This is a genomic window from Photobacterium sp. DA100, assembly GCF_029223585.1.
In the GTDB taxonomy this organism is placed as follows: domain Bacteria; phylum Pseudomonadota; class Gammaproteobacteria; order Enterobacterales; family Vibrionaceae; genus Photobacterium.
Genome location: NZ_CP119423.1, coordinates 2,651,341 through 2,672,666, shown reverse-complemented (window position 1 = coordinate 2,672,666; position 21,326 = coordinate 2,651,341). Strand labels below are relative to the sequence as shown.

Sequence of the window (21,326 nt, the reverse complement as noted above, 5' to 3'; positions counted from 1 at the left end):
GTTTTAATCCTCTTTCTTCCGAAAAGCTTTGAATGGGTATCCTTCGTCGGATAGGCCCCAGTTAACAAATTCAATTACGTTTAGGCGCATACCGTGTACCACGCCACTCATGACACAGAGCGCGAAGTTGAGAATATGGCCAAGCAGCAAGATCAAACCGCCAAACAACACCCCTGAAACGGGCTGGGCTTCGACCACTTGTCCTGCCAATGAGTTAAATGTCATCGCCAGCGATGCACCGGATAAGCCAAGTGCGAACAGACGCATGTAGCTCAGGATGTCACCGAAGGCACTGGTAATGTTGTAAATCGCCTTGGCACCATCGAGTACGCGGAGTGCCATATCCATACGGCTATTGATTGGCCGGTCACTGCTATAGACACACACCAGGCCGGCGCCGCCCAGCATCAACAGTCCGCCGAGCCCCTTGCCGAACCAGCTCCAGACCGCGCCGCTGATCCCGAACCACAACAGCATGCCGCCAAACATCAGTGCCGCCCAGCCAAGCGGGGCGAAAGCACGTTTGTGGGGGCGGTTGATGTAGGCGGTCATCACGTTGGCGATGATCAGGTGCATGACACCGATAAAGACCGACAGCCGCATCATGGCGCCGTAGTCGTTCATGTCGATGATGTGGAAAAAGCCCCAGAAGCTGCCTTCCTCTGGCGCGATACCAAAGTAGCTGCCGGCGAGCACGCCCCAGAAAATGCCCAGCCCGGACATGAACAGCCCCATATTCTTCAGTCGCTTGCCTTCTGGCGAGGCATCGAACTTGTCACGGAAGAACAGGATGATCAGGCCGAGAATGGCGCTGTACATGGCATCATTCATGATCATCGCGAAGAACAACGAGAACGAATAAAACACCAGGTTGCCCGGGTCCCATGCACGGTAGTTAGGGGTCTGGAAAAAGCCCATTGCCTCGGCGCCTCCTCCGGTAAGCTCGGAGTTTTCCAGCAGGGTCGGAGGCTGGTCATCGGCTTTGGGATCTTCGAACAGCACGGCAGAGCCATAGGCCTCGGCCAGCTCGAGCACTGCGTCCTGGGCGTCGGCCGGCATCCATCCCTGGATCAGGAAGAACTCGCCTTCATCCTGAACTCCAGAGGAAGCCAATAGCAACTCGGCCTTGTCCTGACTGGCTGCCAGGGACTGGCTGAGCGGATAGATCCAGCGGGTTAGCGCCTCGCGTTCGGCCAGCAAGTCTTCCAGGTGCTGCTCGGCAATCTCTAGGTGTTCCTCGACCTGGGATAGGCTATTGCCACCAATGTGCGAACGGTCAACCGGAAGCAGTACCGGATCGGGCTCGGACTCAGATACAATCACGATATAGGCATTTTTCTGGTCCCTGTGCACCTCTTGCCAAGGCAGATCAACCTCTGCCATAGCAGAGAGTTTTTTCAGTGGCAATAGGTAAAACCAGAAGCGCAAGTTGTTGATGGTGCTGATGTCAGGTAGTTCAAACTCCCCCCAGGGACGTAGCAGTTGCAGACGCTCTTTGAGCAAATCGCGCTTGTCCTGCTGCTGGCGGATATGGAGTTTGTTTTCGAGGATCTGGGAGACCAATTCCTCGACATCTACCAAGTCCTTGTCCCTGACTGGGCGGCGCCTGCGCTCGACCCGGCTCAGCCAGGCCAATGCCTCGCTGGCATCGGAGGGCTGCTGCATGGCCATCGCATGGTTGGCGTCGGCCTCATCCTGGCTGAGCGGGATCAGGTGCATGCAGCCAAGGGCCTGCAATGCCATCAGGATTTCTTCCCGGCGGGAAGCTTGACCACCGAGTGTCAGGCGTTTTAGCTGTTTGATACTCATGATTGGCCTCCCTGCGCTTTCTCTTGCTGTGCCAGCACTTTTTGTTTCGATAGCTTGGCGTTCATTACCGCGGCGCGATCTTGATCCGATAGGTAGATGCCAATCCGTTTGATACTTTCTTGGGTATCAGGGATAAGTACCTTCGAGAACAAATTCACGCGCTGGCTGGTGATCCGTGTGGCATCGCTGATCAGCTCGTAGCGTTGCTGGTATACAGCCAGTTCAACACGCAAACGAACCATTTCCTTCAGCTGGCGGACCACACTATCGACCCAGTGCGGGCGGGCAAGATAACTGTATGGGGTCACTTCGATGTCGACCGACTCGACAATCGGGACCCGGCAACCAACAATGTTCTGGGTGGCTAGCTTAACGTCGGTGACCTTGACCAGGTTATTGACGTTAATATCCTTGCAGGCGAGCATCGGAATTGCTTCCTCTACCACCGCGCGCAAATCGGCAACGCGTAGTTTAGCTTGCTCCAGAGCCTGCTCGGCTTTTTTGCGCTCCAGCATCAATTGTTGTCGCTTCAGTTCCAACGCAGGTAGGTAGCGGTTGTAGGTTTTCAAACTCCGCTTTTGCTTGTTTAGCGAGCTTTTGTTAAGTGCTACCTTAGCCATGGATTAACCCTCTGCTGCTTCTGTGTCCAGATCTAACTGCTCTGGATACGGCCAGTACATTTCCAGCAGGCTGTCTTTGATCAAGGTTTCTTCGGGATCAAAACACTCCGCGAGGATTTTCCAACTGAAGTCCAGGGCGTCTTCCAGGTTCATGTCGACGTCCAGTGTCATGAAGTTGTCCTTGAAGTACTTGCCGAATTTCAGTGTTTTCTTGTCATACTCCGATAGTTCGAACGCCATGGCCTGCTTCTGCTGGGCCTCGACGGAATCAGAGTAGAAGCGAATCATCACACTCATGATGGCGCTGTGATCTTCTCGGGTTTCTTTGCCGACCACCATCTGCTTAAGACGGGACAGCGAGCCGAATGGGTCAAGCACGCCATCGTGCAGATAGAATTGTCCTTCGGTGATGTATCCGGTGTTATCCGGTACCGGGTGGGTGACATCGTTGCCCGGCATGGTGGTCACCGCCAGCAAGGTGACAGAGCCGGCGCCTTTGTAGTCGCAGGCCTTTTCGTAGCGTTTGGCTAACTGGGAGTAGAGATCGCCCATGTAACCCCGGTTAGCGGGGATCTTGTCCATCGCGACCCCGATTTCTTTCATCGCATCGGCATAGGAGGTCATGTCGGTCAGCAGCACCAGTACCCGTTTGCTTTCATCGACAGCAAAATGTTCCGCGACCGAGAGCGCCATGTCCGGTGCCAGCAAGCGTTCAACGGTAGGGTCCGAGGCTTGGTTGACAAACATCACGGTACGGGATGACACGCCGGCTTCCTCAAACTGGGTTTTGAAGAAATGGTAGTCGTCATAGATAAGCCCCATTCCGGCGAAGACCACCACATCGGCTTCGGCCTGGATGGCTATGCGGGCGAGGAATTTGTTGTATGGCTCGCCGGCGACAGAGAAAATAGGAATTTTCTGCGATTCAACCAAGGTGTTGAACACATCGATCATCGGCACGTTGGTCCGTACCATGCGGGTGGCTAGCGTACGGCGGACCGGGTTGACCGAAGGGCCGTCGATTTCAACCTTGGGATCGGTCTCAAGCTCCGGACCATGGTCGATTGGCTGCCCGGCACCGTCGAAGATGCGGCCGAGGATATTCGGTGAGTAGGTGACCTGCATCGGTTGGTCAAGGAAGCAAACGGCGGCATTGGTTGAGAGACCTTTACAGCCGGCAAAGACCTGAAGCGAGACTTCTTCGTTGTCGATTTTGATGATCTGAGCGAGCGAGTAGTTTTCACCGTTTTGCTCGACCATCGCGAGATCGCCGTACTTGGCCTTCGCATTGCTTGACGAGAGGTTGGGTACTTCTACCCGGATCAAATCACCGACGATACTGAGTATGTTGGTGTAACGTAATAGACTCTGTGGCATTACAAATACCTTGATAACTGCCTGGGGGATGAGTGTATAAATGAGAGGAAACAAACCATCCGTGCTCATTTTTCGACCCGCTGTTGAATTGCTTGCCCATCCAAGGCCGCAATTCAAAGCACAGTTCCTAAGGTTATGCTCATGTAGCTCATTTGGTACCAATCTGTTGTTTCAATTGATGTCAAATTGTTAGCAATGATTTCCGTCACATCGGTAAATTCGAGCTTATAGCTCGGATTATCCATGGGTATTGTCGGGGGGAACGCCACTGGGGATTATTGGTAAATATCTTAGGTTGTTAATTTTAAAGGTTTTTGTTTGGATTGCTGATTGCGGGGGAAAAAATGCCAGCATTGATTTTATTTTCTTTCTGCGATCTGTCTTGCAGTTTTCAAAACTGGAAAATTAGATATCACCAATATTTCGTCTTTTAACATATGTAAAAAAAGTTAATGAATCTGGGGGCGGCGGGAATGGTGGAGTGGTGGTTTTTTGCACGAAATCCATTTTGGTGAGAAAAAAGTTAGGCCGGTGACCAAGCAACGTTGCCGTAGGCAGGAGAGGTTACGGATCACTCTCCACCTTTGGGCCGTTTGCTGCCGGCTGGGGAGGGCGCATTTTCTGAATCAACCCATTTCATAAAGACTTGATAGCCCGCAGAGAGGAAAGCGGCTCCGATAAACATCCCCAATATGCCGCCAGACATCATGCCACCAATTGCACCTATCAAGACTACCGGCATTGGTACATCTAGCCCCCGGCCCAGGATCATGGGTTTCAGAAAGTTGTCGATCAGGCTTGCAGCAATGATCAAAATAGAAAATATCGTATTGTGCAGTGTTGAGTTCTCTCCGCTTGACCACAGCAGCCCAACTGCGACGAGAGCCACAATCGTCACTGGCAGCTGCATAATTGCGAATATCAAAGCAATCAATGTAAACAATGCCGCTGCGGGTACGCCAGCAAGCGCAACGGCTGCACCAAATACCACCGCGGTGAGGAATGCAATGCCAATGATGCCAACAGCAACCTGCCTGATCGTCGCAGTGGTGAGATGGTGTAATTCCGGTCCAATTTCGCGGTTGGAAAAGCTGGTGAAAATCCGACGTGTCGAACGGCTAGCTGGCTCAGCCCAGGCCAGCATTATGCCTGCGAGAATAATGGCTCCAATCATCAGGAAGACACTTCTTGCAGCGCCGCTTGCCTTCTCTACAAACCAGCTGGACAAACTTTTGAGTTGCGGTTGACGTCTTTCTACGAAACGGGGGAGATCTGCTGCAGCCTCTTGCCAGGCTTCATGCATTTTATCTCCCACCAATGGCCACTCTTTGACACTGGCCGAAGGTGCAGGTACCTCGAGGGTCCCTGCCTCGTAAGCTTCATAGGCGCCAAATATCTTTGATGCGAACGAGTTACCTACCATGGCAGTTGGGATACCGAGCACTAGCACACCGACAATGGCTATTAGGGTGGATGTCCGCGCAGCGGACCAGCCAAACTTAGCTTCCAGGAATTGCCGGACAGGATAAAGTGCAATGGCAAGTACTAAAGCCCACATTAAAATCGGGAGAAAGGGCAAGAATGCCCAAAAGCACACTAAAACAATTAAGGTGATAACCGAGAAGCGGATTAACGAGGCCGTAAACGCTGCCGACAGTACTTGCTTTAGGTTTTCATTATCATCGCGATTCAATGTGTATCCCTCTTTGGTGAACCATCAAGGTGCAATTGTTCTGCATGCAAATCGGCTTTATTTGTAACGTGTGCTAATTAACTATAAGTGGCTTTGCCTGGTCTTCCGTCGCATAAATAAAAATTTCGCCTTTATTCAGATATAAAAAAACCAGCTCAATTGAGCTGGTTTAGTCATGGGCGTCTGTTAAGACCGGCGTATTACATTACGCGCATACCTGGCTGGGCACCTTCGTGCGGTTCAAGGATCCACAGATCTTTACCGCCAGGGCCTGCAGCAAGGATCATGCCTTCAGACATGCCGAACTTCATCTTGCGTGGCTTCAGGTTGGCCACCATTACCGTGTGCTTGCCAACAAGCTCTTCCGGCGTGTAGGCCGACTTGATGCCTGAGAATACCTGACGGGTTTCACCGCCGATATCGAGCTGGAACTTAAGCAGTTTGTTCGCTTTAGGCACTTCTTCGCAAGAAATGATTTTGGCGATACGCATATCAACCTTGGCAAAATCATCGAACTCGATTTCGTCTGCAATCGGGTCTTTGCTCAGTTCAGTTTCTGTCTTCGCTGCTTCAGCTTTTTCTTTCGCTGCGACTTCAGCGGCCGCATCTTCTTTCGAAGATTCAACCATGGCTTCGACATTCTTGGCATCGATGCGGTTGAACAGCGCTTTGAACTTGGTCACTTCGTGGCCGGTTAGTGGCTGGGCAATACCATCCCACGTCAGCGTTTCGTTCAGGAAGCCTTCTGTACGTTCAGCAAGCTGAGGCATAACAGGTTTCAGGTAAGTCATCAGTACGCGGAACAGGTTGATACCGACAGAGCAGATTTCCTGTAGTTCCTGATCTTTGCCTTCTTGCTTAGCCACAACCCAAGGAGCTTTCTCGTCAACGTACTGGTTGGCTTTGTCGGCCAGGGCGGTGATTTCGCGGATAGCGCGGCCAAACTCGCGGGTTTCGTATAGCTCGGCGATGCGATCAGCCGCTGCAACGAACTCTGCGTATAGCTCAGGCTCGGCAAAGTTGTCAGACAGTTTGCCTTCGAAGCGCTTGGCGATGAAGCCTGCGTTACGAGATGCTAGGTTAACAATCTTGTTGACTACGTCGCTGTTTACGCGCTGGGTGAAGTCTTCAAGGTTAAGGTCCAGATCATCGATACGGCTGTTCAGCTTCGCTGCGTAGTAGTAGCGTAGGCATTCTGGGTCTAGGTGCTGCAGGTAGGTACCGGCTTTGATGAAAGTACCCTTAGACTTAGACATCTTGGCACCGTTCACCGTCACGTAGCCGTGCACGAAGACGTTGTCCGGCTTGCGGAAACCCGCACCTTCCAGCATTGCAGGCCAGAATAGGCTGTGGAAGTATACGATGTCTTTACCGATGAAGTGGTAAAGTTCGGTTGAGCTGTCTTTGTTCCAGAACTCGTCGAAGTTCAGGTCATCGCGCTTGTCACACAGGTTCTTGAATGAGCCCATGTAGCCGATAGGCGCGTCTAGCCATACGTAGAAGTACTTGCCAGTCTCGCCCGGGATTTCAAAGCCGAAGTAAGGCGCGTCACGAGAGATGTCCCACTGCTGTAGGCCAGACTCGAACCATTCCTGCATCTTGTTGGCTGTCTCGTCTTGCAGGGCTCCTGACTTGGTCCACTCTTTGAGCATGCCTTCGAATTGAGGCAGGTCGAAGAAGAAGTGCTCAGAATCTTTCATTACTGGTGTTGCACCAGAAACAGCAGATTTCGGGTTGATCAACTCGGTCGGGCTGTAGGTTTCGCCACAGTTGTCACAGTTGTCGCCGTACTGGTCGTCAGACTTACACTTAGGGCAAGTACCTTTTACGAAACGGTCCGGTAGGAACATTTCTTTTTCCGGGTCGAACAGCTGAGAAATCGTACGGTTGGTGATGAAGCCGTTTTCTTTCAGCTGGGTGTAGACGAACGACGCCAGCTCGCGGTTCTCTTCAGAGTGCGTGCTGTGGTAGTTGTCGAAGCTGATATCGAAGCCAGCAAAGTCAGCCTGGTGCTCTTTGCTCACTTCGGCAATCATCTGCTCAGGTTCCATACCCATCTGCTGGGCCTTAAGCATGATTGGAGTACCGTGTGCATCGTCTGCACAGATGAAATGAACTTCGTTGCCACGAAGGCGCTGATAGCGCACCCAGATATCCGCTTGTACATGCTCAAGCATGTGACCCAAGTGGATAGAACCGTTAGCGTACGGTAGGGCGCAGGTCACCAGAATTTTTCTTGGATTTGCAGCCATAATGTCTTATTTCGCTCGTGATGGGTAATAAAAACGTAGCTTTGAATAGTACCTGATGGATAGCACCTTGCCTAGGAGGATCTGCGGTAAAACACGGTAAAATGGGGCGTTAAATAACCATCGGTGTTAGGATGTAGGTAAACAATAAATGTGGAGCGCTAAAAGATCATGAGCAGTGACTCAATTACTCGTTTCGAAAGCGTGGCAGATATTTGCCGTTGGCTGAACCAATTTGAACACCCTTGGCTACATGATGAATGGGCCGAGACGACGAATGTGGTATCGGTGTCGGCAGACGGTAAGATTTCGGTGACCTTTCCGTTTGCTGCCGGTGTGGTTGCCGAATTACTCGAACAGTGGATCATCACCCAGCAACAGCTCCACCACATTGCCAGTGATACCCAGTTTGAGATTGGTTGTCGTGTGGCCCCGCTGGCGACAGGCGACAAGCAACCATTGAAGGGAGTAAAGAACATCATTGTGGTGAGTTCGGCCAAGGGCGGGGTGGGGAAATCGACCACTTCGGTTAACCTTGCGCTGGGTTTGCAGGCGCAAGGGGCCAAAGTGGGTCTGCTGGATGCGGATATCTATGGTCCGTCGGTGCCTATGATGCTGGGTACTGTCGATGAGAAACCGCAGTCTCCGGACGGCAAAATGATGATGCCGATTGAGTCATGCGGTCTGTTTACCAACTCGGTGGGGTATTTGGTGCCAGCGGAGAGCGCGACCATTTGGCGTGGCCCGATGGCCTCGAAGGCGCTATCTCAGATCATTGCCGAGACCTGGTGGCCGGATCTGGACTATTTGGTGATTGATATGCCGCCGGGTACCGGTGACATCCAGCTCACACTGGCGCAGCAAATTCCGGTTACCGGGGCGATAGTCGTCACTACCCCGCAAGATCTGGCGCTGGCCGATGCCATCAAGGGCGTCAACATGTTCAACAAAGTCGATGTCCCGGTACTGGGCGTGGTCGAGAACATGAGCTACCACATCTGCAGTAATTGTGGTCACCACGAGCCTATCTTCGGTACCGGTGGTGCCGAGCGTATGGCGCAGGAATATGCCGTCCCGCTGCTAGCCCAACTGCCTCTGCATATCAAAATTCGTGAAGATATCGATAACGGTAAGCCGACAGTGGCGGCATCCCCTGACTCGGAACAGGCTCAGGCCTATATCCAGCTGGCCGGTTCGGTGGCGAGTCGGCTGTATTGGCAGGGCACGCCCGTAGCCGAGCAGATCACAATTCGTACAATGTAAACCATTGCTCTGGTCCATCTTGCAGAGTTTCTGAGCAAATGAGGCGGATGCCGCTTTTTTACTGGCATCTGCCCCTACATCTGCCTATAATCAGGCGGTTTATTTATGCCCTATTTAAGTCATTTCCTGACACAGTGAGTGGTAGGAAATGTTCTGCTTATTACGGTTTGTCCACTACGCCACGTTGTTTTACAGGTGCTTTCTGATATGTCTGAACACTCTCACCAATGCGTTATTATCGGTATTGCAGGGGCCTCTGCATCCGGTAAAAGTCTGATTGCCAGCACAGTTTATAAAGAGCTAAAAGAAAAAGTAGGCGATCATCAGATCGGTGTTATCACGGAAGATTGCTACTACAACGATCAAAGCCACCTAAGCATGGATGAAAGGGTAAAGACTAATTACGACCACCCAAATGCCTTGGATCACGACCTTCTTTGTGACCATCTTGAGCAGTTGATCCGCGGTGAAGCGGTGGAAGTGCCTCAGTACAGCTACAGCGAGCACACGCGTATGGCTGAAACCACTACGATGACACCGAAGAAAGTGATCATCCTGGAAGGCATCCTGCTACTGACTGATCCTCGCCTGCGTGACATTATGCATGCGAGTGTTTTCATGGATACGCCACTTGATATCTGCTTGCTTCGTCGCCTGCAGCGCGATGTGGCCGAGCGTGACCGTACCATGGAGTCGGTACTTGACCAGTACCAGAAGACAGTGCGCCCGATGTTCATGCAGTTCATCGAGCCTTCGAAGCAATACGCGGACATCATTGTTCCTCGCGGCGGTAAGAACCGTATCGCGATTGACGTACTAAAAGCCCACATTGCTAAGCTGCTGCGCGCATAACGTCCGCACTGGCAACTGATTTTGAATAGGCAGCATTACGCTGCCTATTTTTTTACCTGCCGAATACAAAGGAACCTTCGTGCTGGAATATACTCTATGTACTTGAAGTCACTTGGCTATATGCCACAATGAGCCATGGTTAATTTGTGCTGGGCTCGATTGATGGGCATGGATGAAAAGATGGGGATGTAATGAAAAAAATAATAATGGCATTGCTTGCGGTCGTTGTGGTTGCTGTTATCGGCATCGCGGCCTTGGTGGCTTTGGTTGATCCGAACCAGTTCAAGCCGATGATTGCCGAGCAGGTGAAAAAAGCGACCGGTCGCGACTTGGTGATTGACGGTGATATTAGCTGGCGCTTTTTCCCAAGCATTGGATTTGATATCGGCAAGACCGAATTGAGAAATCCGCCAGGGTTTGCCGAGCAAAATCTTGCCCAGTTCGATCAGGCTGAGCTTTCTGTCTCTGTCATGCCGCTGTTTTCCCAGCAGCTGGAAATTGGCAATGTAAGCCTGCTGGGGGGCAGGGTGTTTATCCAGACGCTTGAGAGCGGCGTCAGTAATCTTGATGGCCTGTCGGGCCAAGACCAAGCTGAGTCGGCAACAGAGCAAGCAGTGAAACAGCCCGTGCAGACGGCCGAACAGCAAGCTTGGCAGATCAGCTTGGCTGGCGTCGAAATCAACAATGCCAGCGCGCTTATCATTGACGACCAAGCGGGAAGTCAAACCGAAATTTCCCGGCTTGACTTCTCCCTGGCACAATTTGCGCCAGGTGCGTGGACAGCGGCGCAGTTCAATATTGCCGGGAGTGCGGGTGAGCTGAGCTTTAGTGCTGAAGGCCAAACCGAGCTGTTGATTGCCAAGGCGTTGGATGGCGCTGAGCTTAAAGCATTGTCTTTGAGGGCCAGTGCTAAAGATTCGGCCAATGATATCCGCAACGCCAACATCTCGCTGGACAGCTTCAAGCTGGGTGAATGGTCAACGGTTGAGTTTGTCATTGAAGGTCAGGTACCAGATTTGAGCTTCAACACCCAGGGTTCTACCCAACTGATGGTGGATGAGGCGGTTAAAGTCATTGATTTGAAGGCGGCTAAGGTCAGTGCTGATGTTAAAGGTGCCAACCTGCCTCGCCCTGAGATGAAGATTGGCCTGGACGCGGATGCCAAGTACCACTTGGAGAAGGGGCTGGCGGAGCTGCCTGCTATCAAGGCGTCGGTGGATGAATTGGCTTTGGCGGGTAATGCTTCCTTCGAATCGGCAGATATTCCGGTGATCCGCTTTGACCTGTCGTCTGAGCAGATAGACCTCGATGCATTCTTTGGTACCGGAGGCGACAAGCCAACGGCATCGCAAAGTAATAGTGATTCGAGCCAAGCGGGTACAGCAGACGAGGCCGCGGGCGAACAGGACAAAGACCGAGAGCCAGATCTGAGCGCGCTGAAGACCCTCGATGTTGCCGGTAAGCTTGCAATCGGCCAGTTCAAAGCGGCGAATGCGCACCTGAGCGATGTGCAGCTGGCGATGACAGTGAAGAACGGCGTGTTCGAGCTGAGCCGTCTCGATGCCAACCTTTACCAAGGCAGCATGCATGCCACCGCTAAAATCGATGCCAACGGCCAGTTGCCGACGTACCGTGTGACCCAGCAAATCAAAGGAGTTCAGGTCCAGCCGTTGCTGGTGGATGTGGCACAAAATGATACCTTGGCGGGAAGTGGTGATATTACCGTTAATGTCGCAGGTACCGGTTTGGCTGAAAAGCGCATCCGTGAAAATATTGCTGGTACAGTCGATATCCGCTTTGCCGACGGGGCGATTTATGGCGTCAATATTCCGGAGATGATCCGTGAAGCCCGCGCAACGCTGAAGGGACAAAAAGCCGAATACGTCAAAGAAGAGAAGAAGACGGATTTCTCCTCGATGTCTTCGACCATCAAGCTGGGCCAAGGCGTGGCTTCTACCAGTAACCTGGATATCGACTCGCCGCTGCTCCGCATCAACGGCCAGGGTTCGACCAGCTTGGTCAACGAAACCATCGACTTTGCGGTGAATACCTCTGTGGTTGCCACGAGCAAGGGGCAGGGCGGCAAAGACATTGATGAAGTGGCTGATCTGACGGTGCCGATTGACGTCAAAGGTAATTGGAACGAGCCGACGTTCTCGCTCAATCTGGCTCAGCTGCTCAAGCAGAATAATGAGCTGGAGCAAAAGGCACAGCGTGAGGTGGAACGCGGACTTGAAAAACTCTTGGGCGACAAGGCCAAGGATGATGATATCAAGAAAGCTGCGGATAAATTGCTCAAGGGACTGTTCAACTAAGTTGTCCGGGCAGCCCCTGCGAGGGAATCGCTAAACACCAAAAAGGCCACATCTGTGGCCTTTTTAGTGGTGACTGGCCGCCCAACCGGCCGCCTTAGCTCAAGCGGTCTGCTTTCTCTTCTTCGCGGATTTCTGGCTTTCTAGAATATCCTGGAAGGCCATCAACAGATCGATGGCCGACAACATGCCGACTAATTGCCCCGTCTTATCCAGTACCGGCGCCGCGCCGACTTGGAAATCCAATACCGTGCTGATGGCTTTGGTGAGGGTATCGTAGGTACGGACATGGACAATGTCCCGGATCATCACATCACGAATATGCCACTCATCCGTCAGGTGGTATTCGTGGCCGATCTCTGGTGATTCATCGACCCAACCCGGGCGGCGAAGCTCCCTGTCGCTCACGATCCCAACCAGCTCCCCTTCGTCGTTGACCACGGGCAGATGGCGGATATTTTCGTCGCGCATCAAGAAAAAGGCTTCTCTCAGGCCGGTTTCCGGTGAGGTGGTGATAACTTTGCGAGTCATGTATTCCGAGACTTTTGTTGGCATTGCATCTTCCTTTTATTCAAAGTTGATGGGTGTTGCCTGATTTACCGTAGCGAAAATTTGATGTGTGATCTGCGAGCTATCGCCAGTTTTTACTCAGGAAAAGATCAATTAGAAAACATAATCGTAATAAATTGCGTATCTATTGATGGCTCTGTTAAGGTGGCGGTCTTAACGATTAAAACGGCTGATTTCTCGGTTCAGGTTGAGGATAAGGAATTATTGTGGATTCAGTAACACAAGCCGCATTGGGAGCGGCGGTCGCCGGTGCGGTGGCAGGACGGAAGTGTACGCCGAAGGTTTTGTTGGCTGGCGCTGCTTTGGGCACGCTACCGGATCTTGATGTCTTGATCAGTTACGGTGACCCTGTTTCTGATATGGTGAAACACCGGGGATTCAGCCATTCGCTGTTCGTGCTCATCCCGTTTTCATTTTTACTCAGCTGGCTATGGCAAAAATGGCAACCAACCCGGTTCAGCTTCATCCGCCTATGGCTATTGGTTGCAGCCTGTTTGGTCACTCATCCGTTGCTCGATTCATTTACCGCATACGGCACCCAGCTGTTTTGGCCGATCAATGTTCCGATCGCTATCCCAAGCTTGTTTATTATCGATCCGCTCTACACGATACCTCTGCTGCTGGTACTGCTGGCAAGTCTGCTGTGGCGAGATCGTATCGCCAAGCTCTGCACCGCTGGGCTTGCGGTTTCAACTCTGTATATCGTTTGGTCGGTTAGTGCGATGAATGTGATCGACAGCAGGGTGGAGCAGCAGTTAGCGGGCACGCCGCTTGCCGGGCAGCCGGTCTTTATTACCCCGACGCCATTTAATACCGTACTTTGGCGAGTCGTAGTGAAGGGGGAAGGGCATTACTTCGAAGGGTTATCGTCGATATTAGATGGGAATACCGAGATAGATTTTCTGCAAAAGCCCTTGGGAGCTTGGCCGGGGCAACTGGATTCAGAATACCAGCAGATGCTGGAGCGTTTCGCGGGTGGTTTTATCAAGTACGAGCAGCGCCAGTCTCAAATCGTGGCATCGGATTTGAGGATGGGAATGGGGGAGCAGTTGGCTTTCCAGTTCGCGCTTGCTGAAAATACCAGCGATTGGACAAGCATTGAGCCAATCAGGGTCGAAAGCCCGAGGGGGAGGCTGGCCCAGATCCCTAACTTGTGGCTTCGATTGTTAGGCAACCAAGATATCGATGCAAATTTATGCCATGTATCTGAATGTCCGCAGCCGTCAGTACCGTTGGCAAGCCGATAAGTATAGACGCTAACAGAAATGAACTCGGATGGCTGACTAAGGTATGAATATTTACCTTGTCAGCCATTTTTTCGCTGTGTCGTGATGAAAAGTGTAGCGGCTTGGTTAATATCTGGTTTGTCATTAGTGCGGTTTCTGTAGCCAGCTGTCGCTTAGCGTACAGCGTTTCTATGCTACCTTTCACAGTTCAAATTACCCACAAGAAAGAACCTGCGGAAATTGATACTCATCAATTAGCTGCAAGCTCTACGCTGCCATTATGCCTCCAATTTCATCTAACTACCTCTTATGGGGTAAACATTTCGATATAGGGAGATAGCGAATATGCTGTACTTGGAGTTTTTATTTCTCCTTTTGGTGCTCTACGCTGGTAGCCGTTTTGGTGGTATTGGCTTGGGGGTGGTATCGGGTCTAGGCCTATTGGTTGAAGTCTTTATTTTCAGGATGCCACCGACCTCACCGCCGATCACCGTTATGCTGATTATCTTGGCCGTTGTGACCTGTGCTTCTATTCTGGAAGCGGCTGGCGGTCTTAAATACATGCTGCAAGTTGCCGAGCGTATTCTGCGCAGCAACCCTAAGCGTGTTACTTTCCTCGGTCCACTCGTAACATACACCATGACGTTTATGCTGGGCACAGGCCATGCGGTTTATTCCATCATGCCGATTATCGGTGATGTGGCGCTCAAGAACGGCATTCGTCCCGAGCGGCCGATGGCGGCGTCTTCTGTTGCTTCCCAGCTAGCAATCACTGCCAGTCCAATTTCGGCAGCCGTGGTGTACTACCTCGCCCAGCTGTCTGGTGTTCAGGACAGCATTCATTTGTTGACCATCCTGATGGTGACCGTGCCATCGACCTTGTTGGGTACCTTCTTACTGTCACTATACAGCTTGCGACGCGGCGCCGATCTGACCGAGGATCTGGAGTACCAGCGCCGCCTGCGCGATCCGCTATGGAAAGATAAAATCCTGCATACCACGGCGACGTCGCTGGACGAGAAGCTGCCGACGTCCGCCAAGCATGCGGTATTGCTGTTTATCCTGGCGCTGGTATCGATTGTGGTTGTCGCTATGGTGCCTGAAATCCGCACTATCGGTGACAGTGCCAAGGCCATTCCGATGTCCGTTATTATCCAGATGATGATGCTGGCCTTTGGCGGCCTGATTCTGCTGGTGACCCGCACCAATGTGCAGAAGGTACCTGAAGGGGTCGTGTTCAAATCCGGTATGGTGGCTGCGATTGCTATCTTCGGTATTGCCTGGATGAGTGATACTTATTTCCAGTATGCGATGCCGTCATTCAAAACCGGTATTACGGAAATGGTACAGGACTATCCGTGGACATTTGCGCTGGCGCTGTTCATTGTCTCCGTGGTTGTAAACAGCCAGGCGGCGACGGCACGCATGATGCTGCCTGTCGGGATGGCAATGGGCCTGAATCCGGCATTGCTGATCGGTTTGATGCCGGCGACCTATGGCTATTTCTTTATTCCCAACTATCCATCAGATATTGCGACCTGCAACTTCGACGTTACCGGAACGACGAAAATCGGCAAATGGTACTTCAACCACAGCTTCATGGTACCGGGTCTGATAGGGGTAGTCTCTGCCTGTGCGTTCGGCTACACCATCGCGCAAATTATCGTATAGATTAATCGATCCAGTAAGTCAGTTCATCTCGTTAGGCCAGCAACTTCGGTTGCTGGCTTTTTTGTTGTGCGCCGAGCATGGCGTTGTTCTAGGAGGTGAAAGTCCTCTACGGGCTCAGTCGAGCGAGAACCGTTAGCCTATGCAAGGGTGCCCACCGTGAGGCGGGATCTGAAGGAAGCAAATGGCAAAACTTGGCCGTGACGAACAGAAATCTGATAGTAGGCCAGTACAACTTGGGTAACCTAGCAACATATAGAATAGCCCAATGCCTCGACGGGAAGTGTGTACGGGTAAATCAGGCACAGCCAAGGGAAAGAACAACGTCTTACCTCGGGAGATCTTATTACCTGTCTCGGGCGAGACTAATGCAGCAGTGATGCTGTGTGATGGGAAATAAGAAGTCAGCAGAAGGCATAGTACCTTGGGGAAGTACAACCCAAGGGAAGGCCGGAACTGAATATATCAAGAAGCAGTCACTAGACACTCAATCATGTGGAGTCATAGCAAGATGATCAAAATCTCTACGTACCAATGGGCAACACCGCAAGTGACGCTCATGGCCACGAAGAATGACAAGCATGATCGGCGTAGACAGGAGGACGAGTCTTGGTGACCTCAACTCAGTTGATGGAGCAGATCTGTTCATCAACGAATCTGAACCAAGCCCTGAGAAGAGTGAAGAAGAACAAAGGGTGTGCTGGTGTCGATAAACTCGATATAACAGCGACTATCTCGATGCTTCGGCAGTCTTCAAATGGGCAAGCGCTCCGCCAGAGCCTTCTGGATGGGAGCTATCAACCCCAACCTGTTCTGGGTGTAGAAATCCCTAAACCTAGCGGGGGAGTTAGGCAACTAGGTATCCCAACAGTACTTGATAGGATAGTCCAACAGGCTATCACCTCAGTACTGACAGATATCTATGAACCGAAGTTCTCCCACAGTAGTTACGGGTTCAGGCCCAACCGTAGTGCCCACCATGCTCTGGCGGCAGCAAGCCACTACATCAGGGAGGGGCGGGGTTATGTAGTCGATGTTGACCTAGCGAAATACTTCGATACCGTGAACCACGATAGGCTGATGCACAGGCTATCGAAAGATATCACAGATAAACGGGTACTGAAGCTGATCAGGTCATACCTACAGGCAGGCATAATGCGAAACGGGTTAGTCGAGCAGAGGCAACGAGGGACACCACAGGGTGGCCCACTATCTCCGCTGCTATCAAATATCGTATTAGATGAGTTGGATAAAGAGCTTGAACGAAGAGGGCATAAGTTCTGCCGATATGCAGACGACTGCCAAATCTACGTACACAGTGAGGAAGCCGCAAATCGAGTAAAAGCCTCGATAACGGAGTTCTTGGAGCAGAAACTGAAACTCACGGTCAACCGGGAGAAGAGTGCGGCAACAAGAGTGACAGAGCGGACTTACTTAGGCCATCGCTTCCAACGAGATGGAAGTATCCATATCTCGAAGACAGCACAAACTCACATGAAGAAGCGAGTGCGTCAAATAACGAAGCGGAATCGAGGACGAGAGTTGAAGACAGTAATAGTCGAACTAACTCAATATCTAAGAGGTTGGCAACACTACTTCAAGCTCGCCATGCGGAAAAGCGCGATGCAGCGCTTGGATGAATGGATAAGACGGCGCTTACGGTGCTACCGACTCAAGCAGCGAAAACGCAGACACAGCATAGCGACATGGTTACGCCAAGAAGGCGTAAACGAGCGCAATGCTTGGAAGCTAGCGATGTCAGAGAAAGGATGGTGGCATCTGGCTTTATCGCCGCAGCTCAATCAGGCTATGCCAACGAAACGGTTCAAGGAGATGGGCATGTACTCATTGATAGATGGGTATGAGTCACTGAAAATATATTCGGAACCGCCGTATGCGACCCACGCTTGTACGGTGGTGTGAGAGGACGGAGGCCGCGAGGCCTCCTCCTACTCGATTTTTTGGGTCAGGGAATTAAATAAAGTTACGTTGAAATAAATAAATACATAAAAGCAACTAATTGAGTATATAATTGGTCAAAAAATAACTTTGTTTGTTGGGAAGTGGCGGTGATTCAATCACCGTTTGGATGATTGATAACAAAAGATAATCTGTGAGGCGGCAATCAATAATTTAAAACGGGTTTTGGCGGGGGCTGACTTTGAGTCTCTTAGAGCCAAAATGCACAACAAAATAGTTAAAAAAGCAGAGGCTTACTACAAGACCAAGCTGGGTAAATCCAAGAAGCCTCAATCACACGAATAAACGTAAAAGGGAGTGAATATTCACTCCCTTTTACGTTTAATCGTGCGAATTGCGATAGCCGGGCTCTTCGGCGTCCTCGTAAGGCCAGTAATGATGGCCGACGCGGATGATGAGCGTTGCCGCGGCCAGAATAAAGGCGGCAACCGATAGCCAGACTATATAGACACCATCGAGCTCTTTCATACCGAGTGTGATGTATCGGGCTATAGCCATGATCGCGATGTAAATCGGATATCGAACCGGGATCTTGCCGTTGGTGACAAACTGCTGAACCATGGCCAGCACTTCAAGATAAATAAACATCAGTAAGATATCGGTCAGTGCGATTTGGCGGTTGGTATAAATCACAATGAACTCATTGATCATGGCAGCCAAGGTTGCCAAGGTGATACCGACCAGCAAAATTGCCTCGAGAATATGAAACAGTTTTAGAAATATCTCGCTGAATTTTTTTGGTAAATGTGAAGGCATTTGTGTCCCTTGTAAGACTTGTAATCGGCCTAGAAGTTAAAGCCTGTTATGAGCCAAATATTGGCTTTTTCTTGCCAAGGGTCAAGTAAAAAGTGTGACAAAGCTCGAGATTGATAAGTAGCCACATCTGATTGATAGAGTGGCTATTTACAAAGCTGTGATGGTATCGCGCAGGCTTACCAGTCCACGCCTTTGCGTGCTTTGATTCCACTTTCAAAGGCATGCTTGATATTGCGAATTTCGGAAACAGTATCAGCCATTTCAATGAGTTCCCGATGGGCACCACGGCCTGTAACAATAACCGATTGCGAGGCTGGACGGGCATTGATAGTTTCAATGACTTCGGCCAGTTCAATATAGCCATAGGTCACCATATAGGTCAGCTCATCGAGAAGAATGACATCATAACTATCACTTCCCAACATTTTTTTACACTCCGCCCAGGTGGCTTGGGCTGCTGCCGTATCTGCTTCTTTATTCTGGGTTTCCCATGTAAACCCGGTGGCCATGACCGCAAAATCGACACCGTGTTGTTCAAGTAGGGCACGCTCACCGCAGTCCCAGGTACCTTTGATGAATTGGCCGACGCCACATTTCTGGCCATGTCCCACAGCACGGGCAATAGTGCCAAAGCCCGACGTGGACTTGCCCTTGCCATTACCGGTAATGATCAGGAACAGGCCTTTTTCTTCCTGGGCAGAGGCGACTTTGGCATCTATTTCTGCTTTGACTTTTTGCTGCCGGGCTTTGTAGCGGCTGTCTTTCTGGGTTTGATCTACCATTGATGAACCTTTTTATTGTTGGGCTACCATTACCAATATGATCAGATAACCTGTGATTTCAGCAAGTTGCTGACAGGCGCCAAGGCAATCTCCAGTATAGCCGCCTAATTGCTGGCTGAACCAGCGACCGCAGGCATAGCGGACAAGAAGGAGGGCGGCAGTAAGCGAGAGTGCCATTGGCAGTGGCAAAAACAGTAATATAAAGAAACTGGTGATAATTAAAACCCACAAATCTTGTTGGCTTTGCTCATTGGCCAGTGGCTTGACTTTGCTTTGTTCATCGAGCCGAACATAGGGGTAACTGAAGATCAAGCTGGCGGCAACGGCACGGCTTAGGCCGTGAAGGCAGAATAGTGCCGAAGCGGCAAGAGTCGGCGAGAGCTCTGCCAAAGCGGTCAGGCTGGACCATTTGATAGCAAGCACGACGAACAGCGCTGCCGCACCATAGGTGCCGAGCCGTGAGTCTTTCATGATCTCGAGTTTCTGCTCTGGCTGCCAGCCGCCGCCAAACCCGTCAAAGACATCGGCCAGACCATCCTCGTGGAAAGCCCCGGTTAGCAGCAGGCTGGTCGCCATCGCAATGATGACCGCCACCGAGCCTGGCAGGACAAGGTGGGCGAGCCAGAAACTTGCCGCACTCGCCAGACCGATAACCAGGCCGACCAGGGCAAAATAGCGGTTGGCCTTGTTTAGCAGGTCAGCGGAGTAAGGGGTATCGGCTGGGATAGGGATCCGGGTAAAGAAAGCGAGGGCGATGAGAAATATCTGCCCCTGCTGTTTGATCGCCTGAGAATGCAATGTCATGGTAAGCGGCCTTGTTGGGTGAGTTTGGAAAACAGTACGTTACTTTAAGCCAGGATAAGATACCAGTTATAGTGTGACTGCAAATAAATGCATTTTAAGCTGATAGCAGTCTGGCATCTTCCCTTTTTTCCGTATACCATCCTGTTTATTTGGAAAGGGAAGTGATGAAATGCGCAGGGTGATCCTGATGTGCTGCTTGGTAGCGGCAGGTTGTTCAAGTAGGCTGCCGACAGACGAGGAGCGTGCGGTATCGCAGGCGGCCAATCGGCGTCAATTGGTAGAGGTGAGCTATGTTGCGGATGCCAATGGCCTACAGTGGGTATCACCGCATCTGGCGTTGTCAGATTACCAACAGGTCATGGTGGAGCCCGTCAGGTTGCATCCGCGCACCCAAGCGGTTCACCAGATCCCCCCGGCTGTCCTGGGGCGGGTGTCGCACAGGCTGCAGCTGCGCTTGGAGCAAGAGCTGGCAACCGGTGTTCCTGTAGTCGACGAGCCTGGGCCGAAAACAGCGATTCTGAGAGTCGAAATAAGCCGCGCCAGTACCGATATGGAAGATATCAAAATCACTGAGATTTTACCTTACGGTGCGCTCATTGGCGGCACCAAGGCTCTGCTAGGTACAAGGGATCGCAATGTCAGGTTATTGGTTGAGTCGCAGTTGGTCGATAGTCAAAGTGAGGCGATTTTGGCTGAGCGGGTCAGCGTCCTACTGGCCAAGGATGTGCTGGAAAATAATCGAGAAATGTTACGCTTCGAGCAAATTCAAGCGGCTGTTGATCAATTTACCCAAGATATTGTCTATTTTATTCGCTTGACCGCTTATACTGCCAAGGAGAATGAACAAAGTGTTCAGTGAAAGATGAAGGGCGGTGAGTAAGGAGTGACAATGACACAGCGGATTTTAGTGGTATGCATGGGTAATATCTGCCGTTCGCCGACAGCGGAGGCGGTTCTGCGGGCCAAGGTGGCGGAGCGGGGGCTAGATGTTGAGGTCGATTCTGCCGGAACTATCGGCTTTCACCAAGGTGAAATGCCGGACCACCGAGCCCGAGCAGCCGGCGAGGCGCGCGGCTACAGTTTTGAGGGAATGCGTGCCCGACAGATCATCGATGGGGATTTCGAAGCCTTTGACCTGATTCTGGCGGCTGATAACGATAATCTGCGAGACTTGAAGCGAGTCTGTCCGACGCATCTTCACCGCAAGCTAGCACTGTTCCTTGAGTATGGCCGCCAGGATGTCGCGGAAATTCCAGACCCATATTACGGTGGCCAGCGCGGCTTCGATTATGTGCTCGATCTGGTTGAGGAAGCGGCGGAGGGTTTACTCGATAGACTATAGTGGCTTGAAACCGATATATAAAA

The 21,326-nt window shown here is 51.4% G+C and carries 17 protein-coding genes; 8 read left to right on the top strand and 9 right to left on the bottom strand.

All coding sequences use genetic code 11. The features are described from left to right. Positions 1 to 3: 3 nt before the first annotated feature. The 5 genes from PTW35_RS12245 to metG all read right to left on the bottom strand — a co-directional run bounded on the left by PTW35_RS12245 (position 4) and on the right by metG (position 7,751). Positions 4 to 1,809 (bottom strand): hypothetical protein, encoded by a 1,806-nt coding sequence (locus PTW35_RS12245; RefSeq protein WP_281025226.1) that lies wholly within the window; start codon positions 1,807 to 1,809, stop codon positions 4 to 6. Next, positions 1,806 to 2,429, bottom strand: a complete 624-nt coding sequence (locus tag PTW35_RS12240; protein WP_281025225.1) for a V-type ATP synthase subunit D — start codon at positions 2,427 to 2,429, stop codon at positions 1,806 to 1,808. The genes PTW35_RS12245 and PTW35_RS12240 overlap by 4 nt, the downstream gene beginning before the upstream one ends. 3 nt (positions 2,430 to 2,432) lie before the next feature. Next, positions 2,433 to 3,806, bottom strand: a complete 1,374-nt coding sequence (locus PTW35_RS12235) for a V-type ATP synthase subunit B (RefSeq protein WP_281025224.1) — start codon at positions 3,804 to 3,806, stop codon at positions 2,433 to 2,435. Between the two features lie 571 nt (positions 3,807 to 4,377). Then, positions 4,378 to 5,499 (bottom strand): AI-2E family transporter, encoded by a 1,122-nt coding sequence (locus PTW35_RS12230; protein ID WP_281025223.1) that lies wholly within the window; start codon positions 5,497 to 5,499, stop codon positions 4,378 to 4,380. A 200-nt stretch (positions 5,500 to 5,699) separates the two neighbouring features. After that, a complete protein-coding gene (gene metG, locus PTW35_RS12225; protein WP_281025222.1) occupies positions 5,700 to 7,751 on the bottom strand; it encodes a methionine--tRNA ligase in 2,052 nt (683 codons plus the stop codon). A gap of 168 nt (positions 7,752 to 7,919) precedes the next feature. Here metG and apbC point away from each other — a divergent pair, with 168 nt between their 5' ends. The 3 genes from apbC (at position 7,920) to PTW35_RS12210 (ending at position 12,178) form a co-directional block, all read left to right on the top strand. Next, positions 7,920 to 9,011: an iron-sulfur cluster carrier protein ApbC gene (apbC, locus tag PTW35_RS12220; protein WP_281025221.1), complete on the top strand. Its 1,092-nt coding sequence runs from the start codon at positions 7,920 to 7,922 to the stop codon at positions 9,009 to 9,011. A gap of 207 nt (positions 9,012 to 9,218) precedes the next feature. Beyond that, the gene (gene udk, locus PTW35_RS12215; RefSeq protein WP_281025220.1) at positions 9,219 to 9,863 is read left to right on the top strand and encodes a uridine kinase; all 645 of its coding nucleotides are present in this window, start codon (positions 9,219 to 9,221) and stop codon (positions 9,861 to 9,863) included. A gap of 191 nt (positions 9,864 to 10,054) precedes the next feature. Then, on the top strand, positions 10,055 to 12,178 hold the full coding sequence (locus PTW35_RS12210; RefSeq protein WP_281025219.1) for an AsmA family protein: 2,124 nt from the start codon (positions 10,055 to 10,057) through the stop codon (positions 12,176 to 12,178). Positions 12,179 to 12,277: 99 nt separating this feature from the next. Here PTW35_RS12210 and PTW35_RS12205 read toward each other — a convergent pair whose 3' ends face one another. After that, positions 12,278 to 12,730: a CBS domain-containing protein gene (locus tag PTW35_RS12205; protein ID WP_281025218.1), complete on the bottom strand. Its 453-nt coding sequence runs from the start codon at positions 12,728 to 12,730 to the stop codon at positions 12,278 to 12,280. A 221-nt stretch (positions 12,731 to 12,951) separates the two neighbouring features. On the opposite strand from PTW35_RS12205, the gene PTW35_RS12200 reads away from it, so the two are divergent. From PTW35_RS12200 to ltrA, 3 genes are all read left to right on the top strand, one after another. Continuing rightward, entirely contained in the window at positions 12,952 to 13,992 is a 1,041-nt protein-coding gene (locus PTW35_RS12200; RefSeq protein WP_281025217.1) for a metal-dependent hydrolase, read from the top strand. Between the two features lie 324 nt (positions 13,993 to 14,316). Next, positions 14,317 to 15,642 carry an anaerobic C4-dicarboxylate transporter gene (locus PTW35_RS12195; protein ID WP_281025216.1) on the top strand — a complete coding sequence of 442 codons (1,326 nt, stop codon included), beginning with the start codon at positions 14,317 to 14,319 and terminating at the stop codon, positions 15,640 to 15,642. 627 nt (positions 15,643 to 16,269) lie between these two features. Continuing rightward, the gene (gene ltrA, locus PTW35_RS12190) at positions 16,270 to 17,562 is read left to right on the top strand and encodes a group II intron reverse transcriptase/maturase (protein ID WP_348637734.1); all 1,293 of its coding nucleotides are present in this window, start codon (positions 16,270 to 16,272) and stop codon (positions 17,560 to 17,562) included. Between the two features lie 378 nt (positions 17,563 to 17,940). Here the strand turns inward: ltrA and PTW35_RS12185 are convergent, their stop codons facing one another. From PTW35_RS12185 to PTW35_RS12175, 3 genes are all read right to left on the bottom strand, one after another. Continuing rightward, positions 17,941 to 18,375, bottom strand: coding sequence for a phosphate-starvation-inducible PsiE family protein (locus PTW35_RS12185; RefSeq protein WP_281025215.1), 435 nt, complete (start codon positions 18,373 to 18,375; stop codon positions 17,941 to 17,943). Positions 18,376 to 18,551: 176 nt separating this feature from the next. Next, positions 18,552 to 19,157 carry a cob(I)yrinic acid a,c-diamide adenosyltransferase gene (gene cobO, locus PTW35_RS12180; RefSeq protein WP_281025214.1) on the bottom strand — a complete coding sequence of 202 codons (606 nt, stop codon included), beginning with the start codon at positions 19,155 to 19,157 and terminating at the stop codon, positions 18,552 to 18,554. A 12-nt stretch (positions 19,158 to 19,169) separates the two neighbouring features. Next, a complete protein-coding gene (locus PTW35_RS12175; protein WP_281025213.1) occupies positions 19,170 to 19,961 on the bottom strand; it encodes an adenosylcobinamide-GDP ribazoletransferase in 792 nt (263 codons plus the stop codon). Between the two features lie 169 nt (positions 19,962 to 20,130). Here PTW35_RS12175 and PTW35_RS12170 point away from each other — a divergent pair, with 169 nt between their 5' ends. After that, positions 20,131 to 20,820: a DUF3313 domain-containing protein gene (locus tag PTW35_RS12170; RefSeq protein ID WP_281025212.1), complete on the top strand. Its 690-nt coding sequence runs from the start codon at positions 20,131 to 20,133 to the stop codon at positions 20,818 to 20,820. 30 nt (positions 20,821 to 20,850) lie between these two features. After that, positions 20,851 to 21,303 (top strand): low molecular weight protein-tyrosine-phosphatase, encoded by a 453-nt coding sequence (locus PTW35_RS12165; protein WP_281025211.1) that lies wholly within the window; start codon positions 20,851 to 20,853, stop codon positions 21,301 to 21,303. Positions 21,304 to 21,326 lie beyond the last annotated feature (23 nt).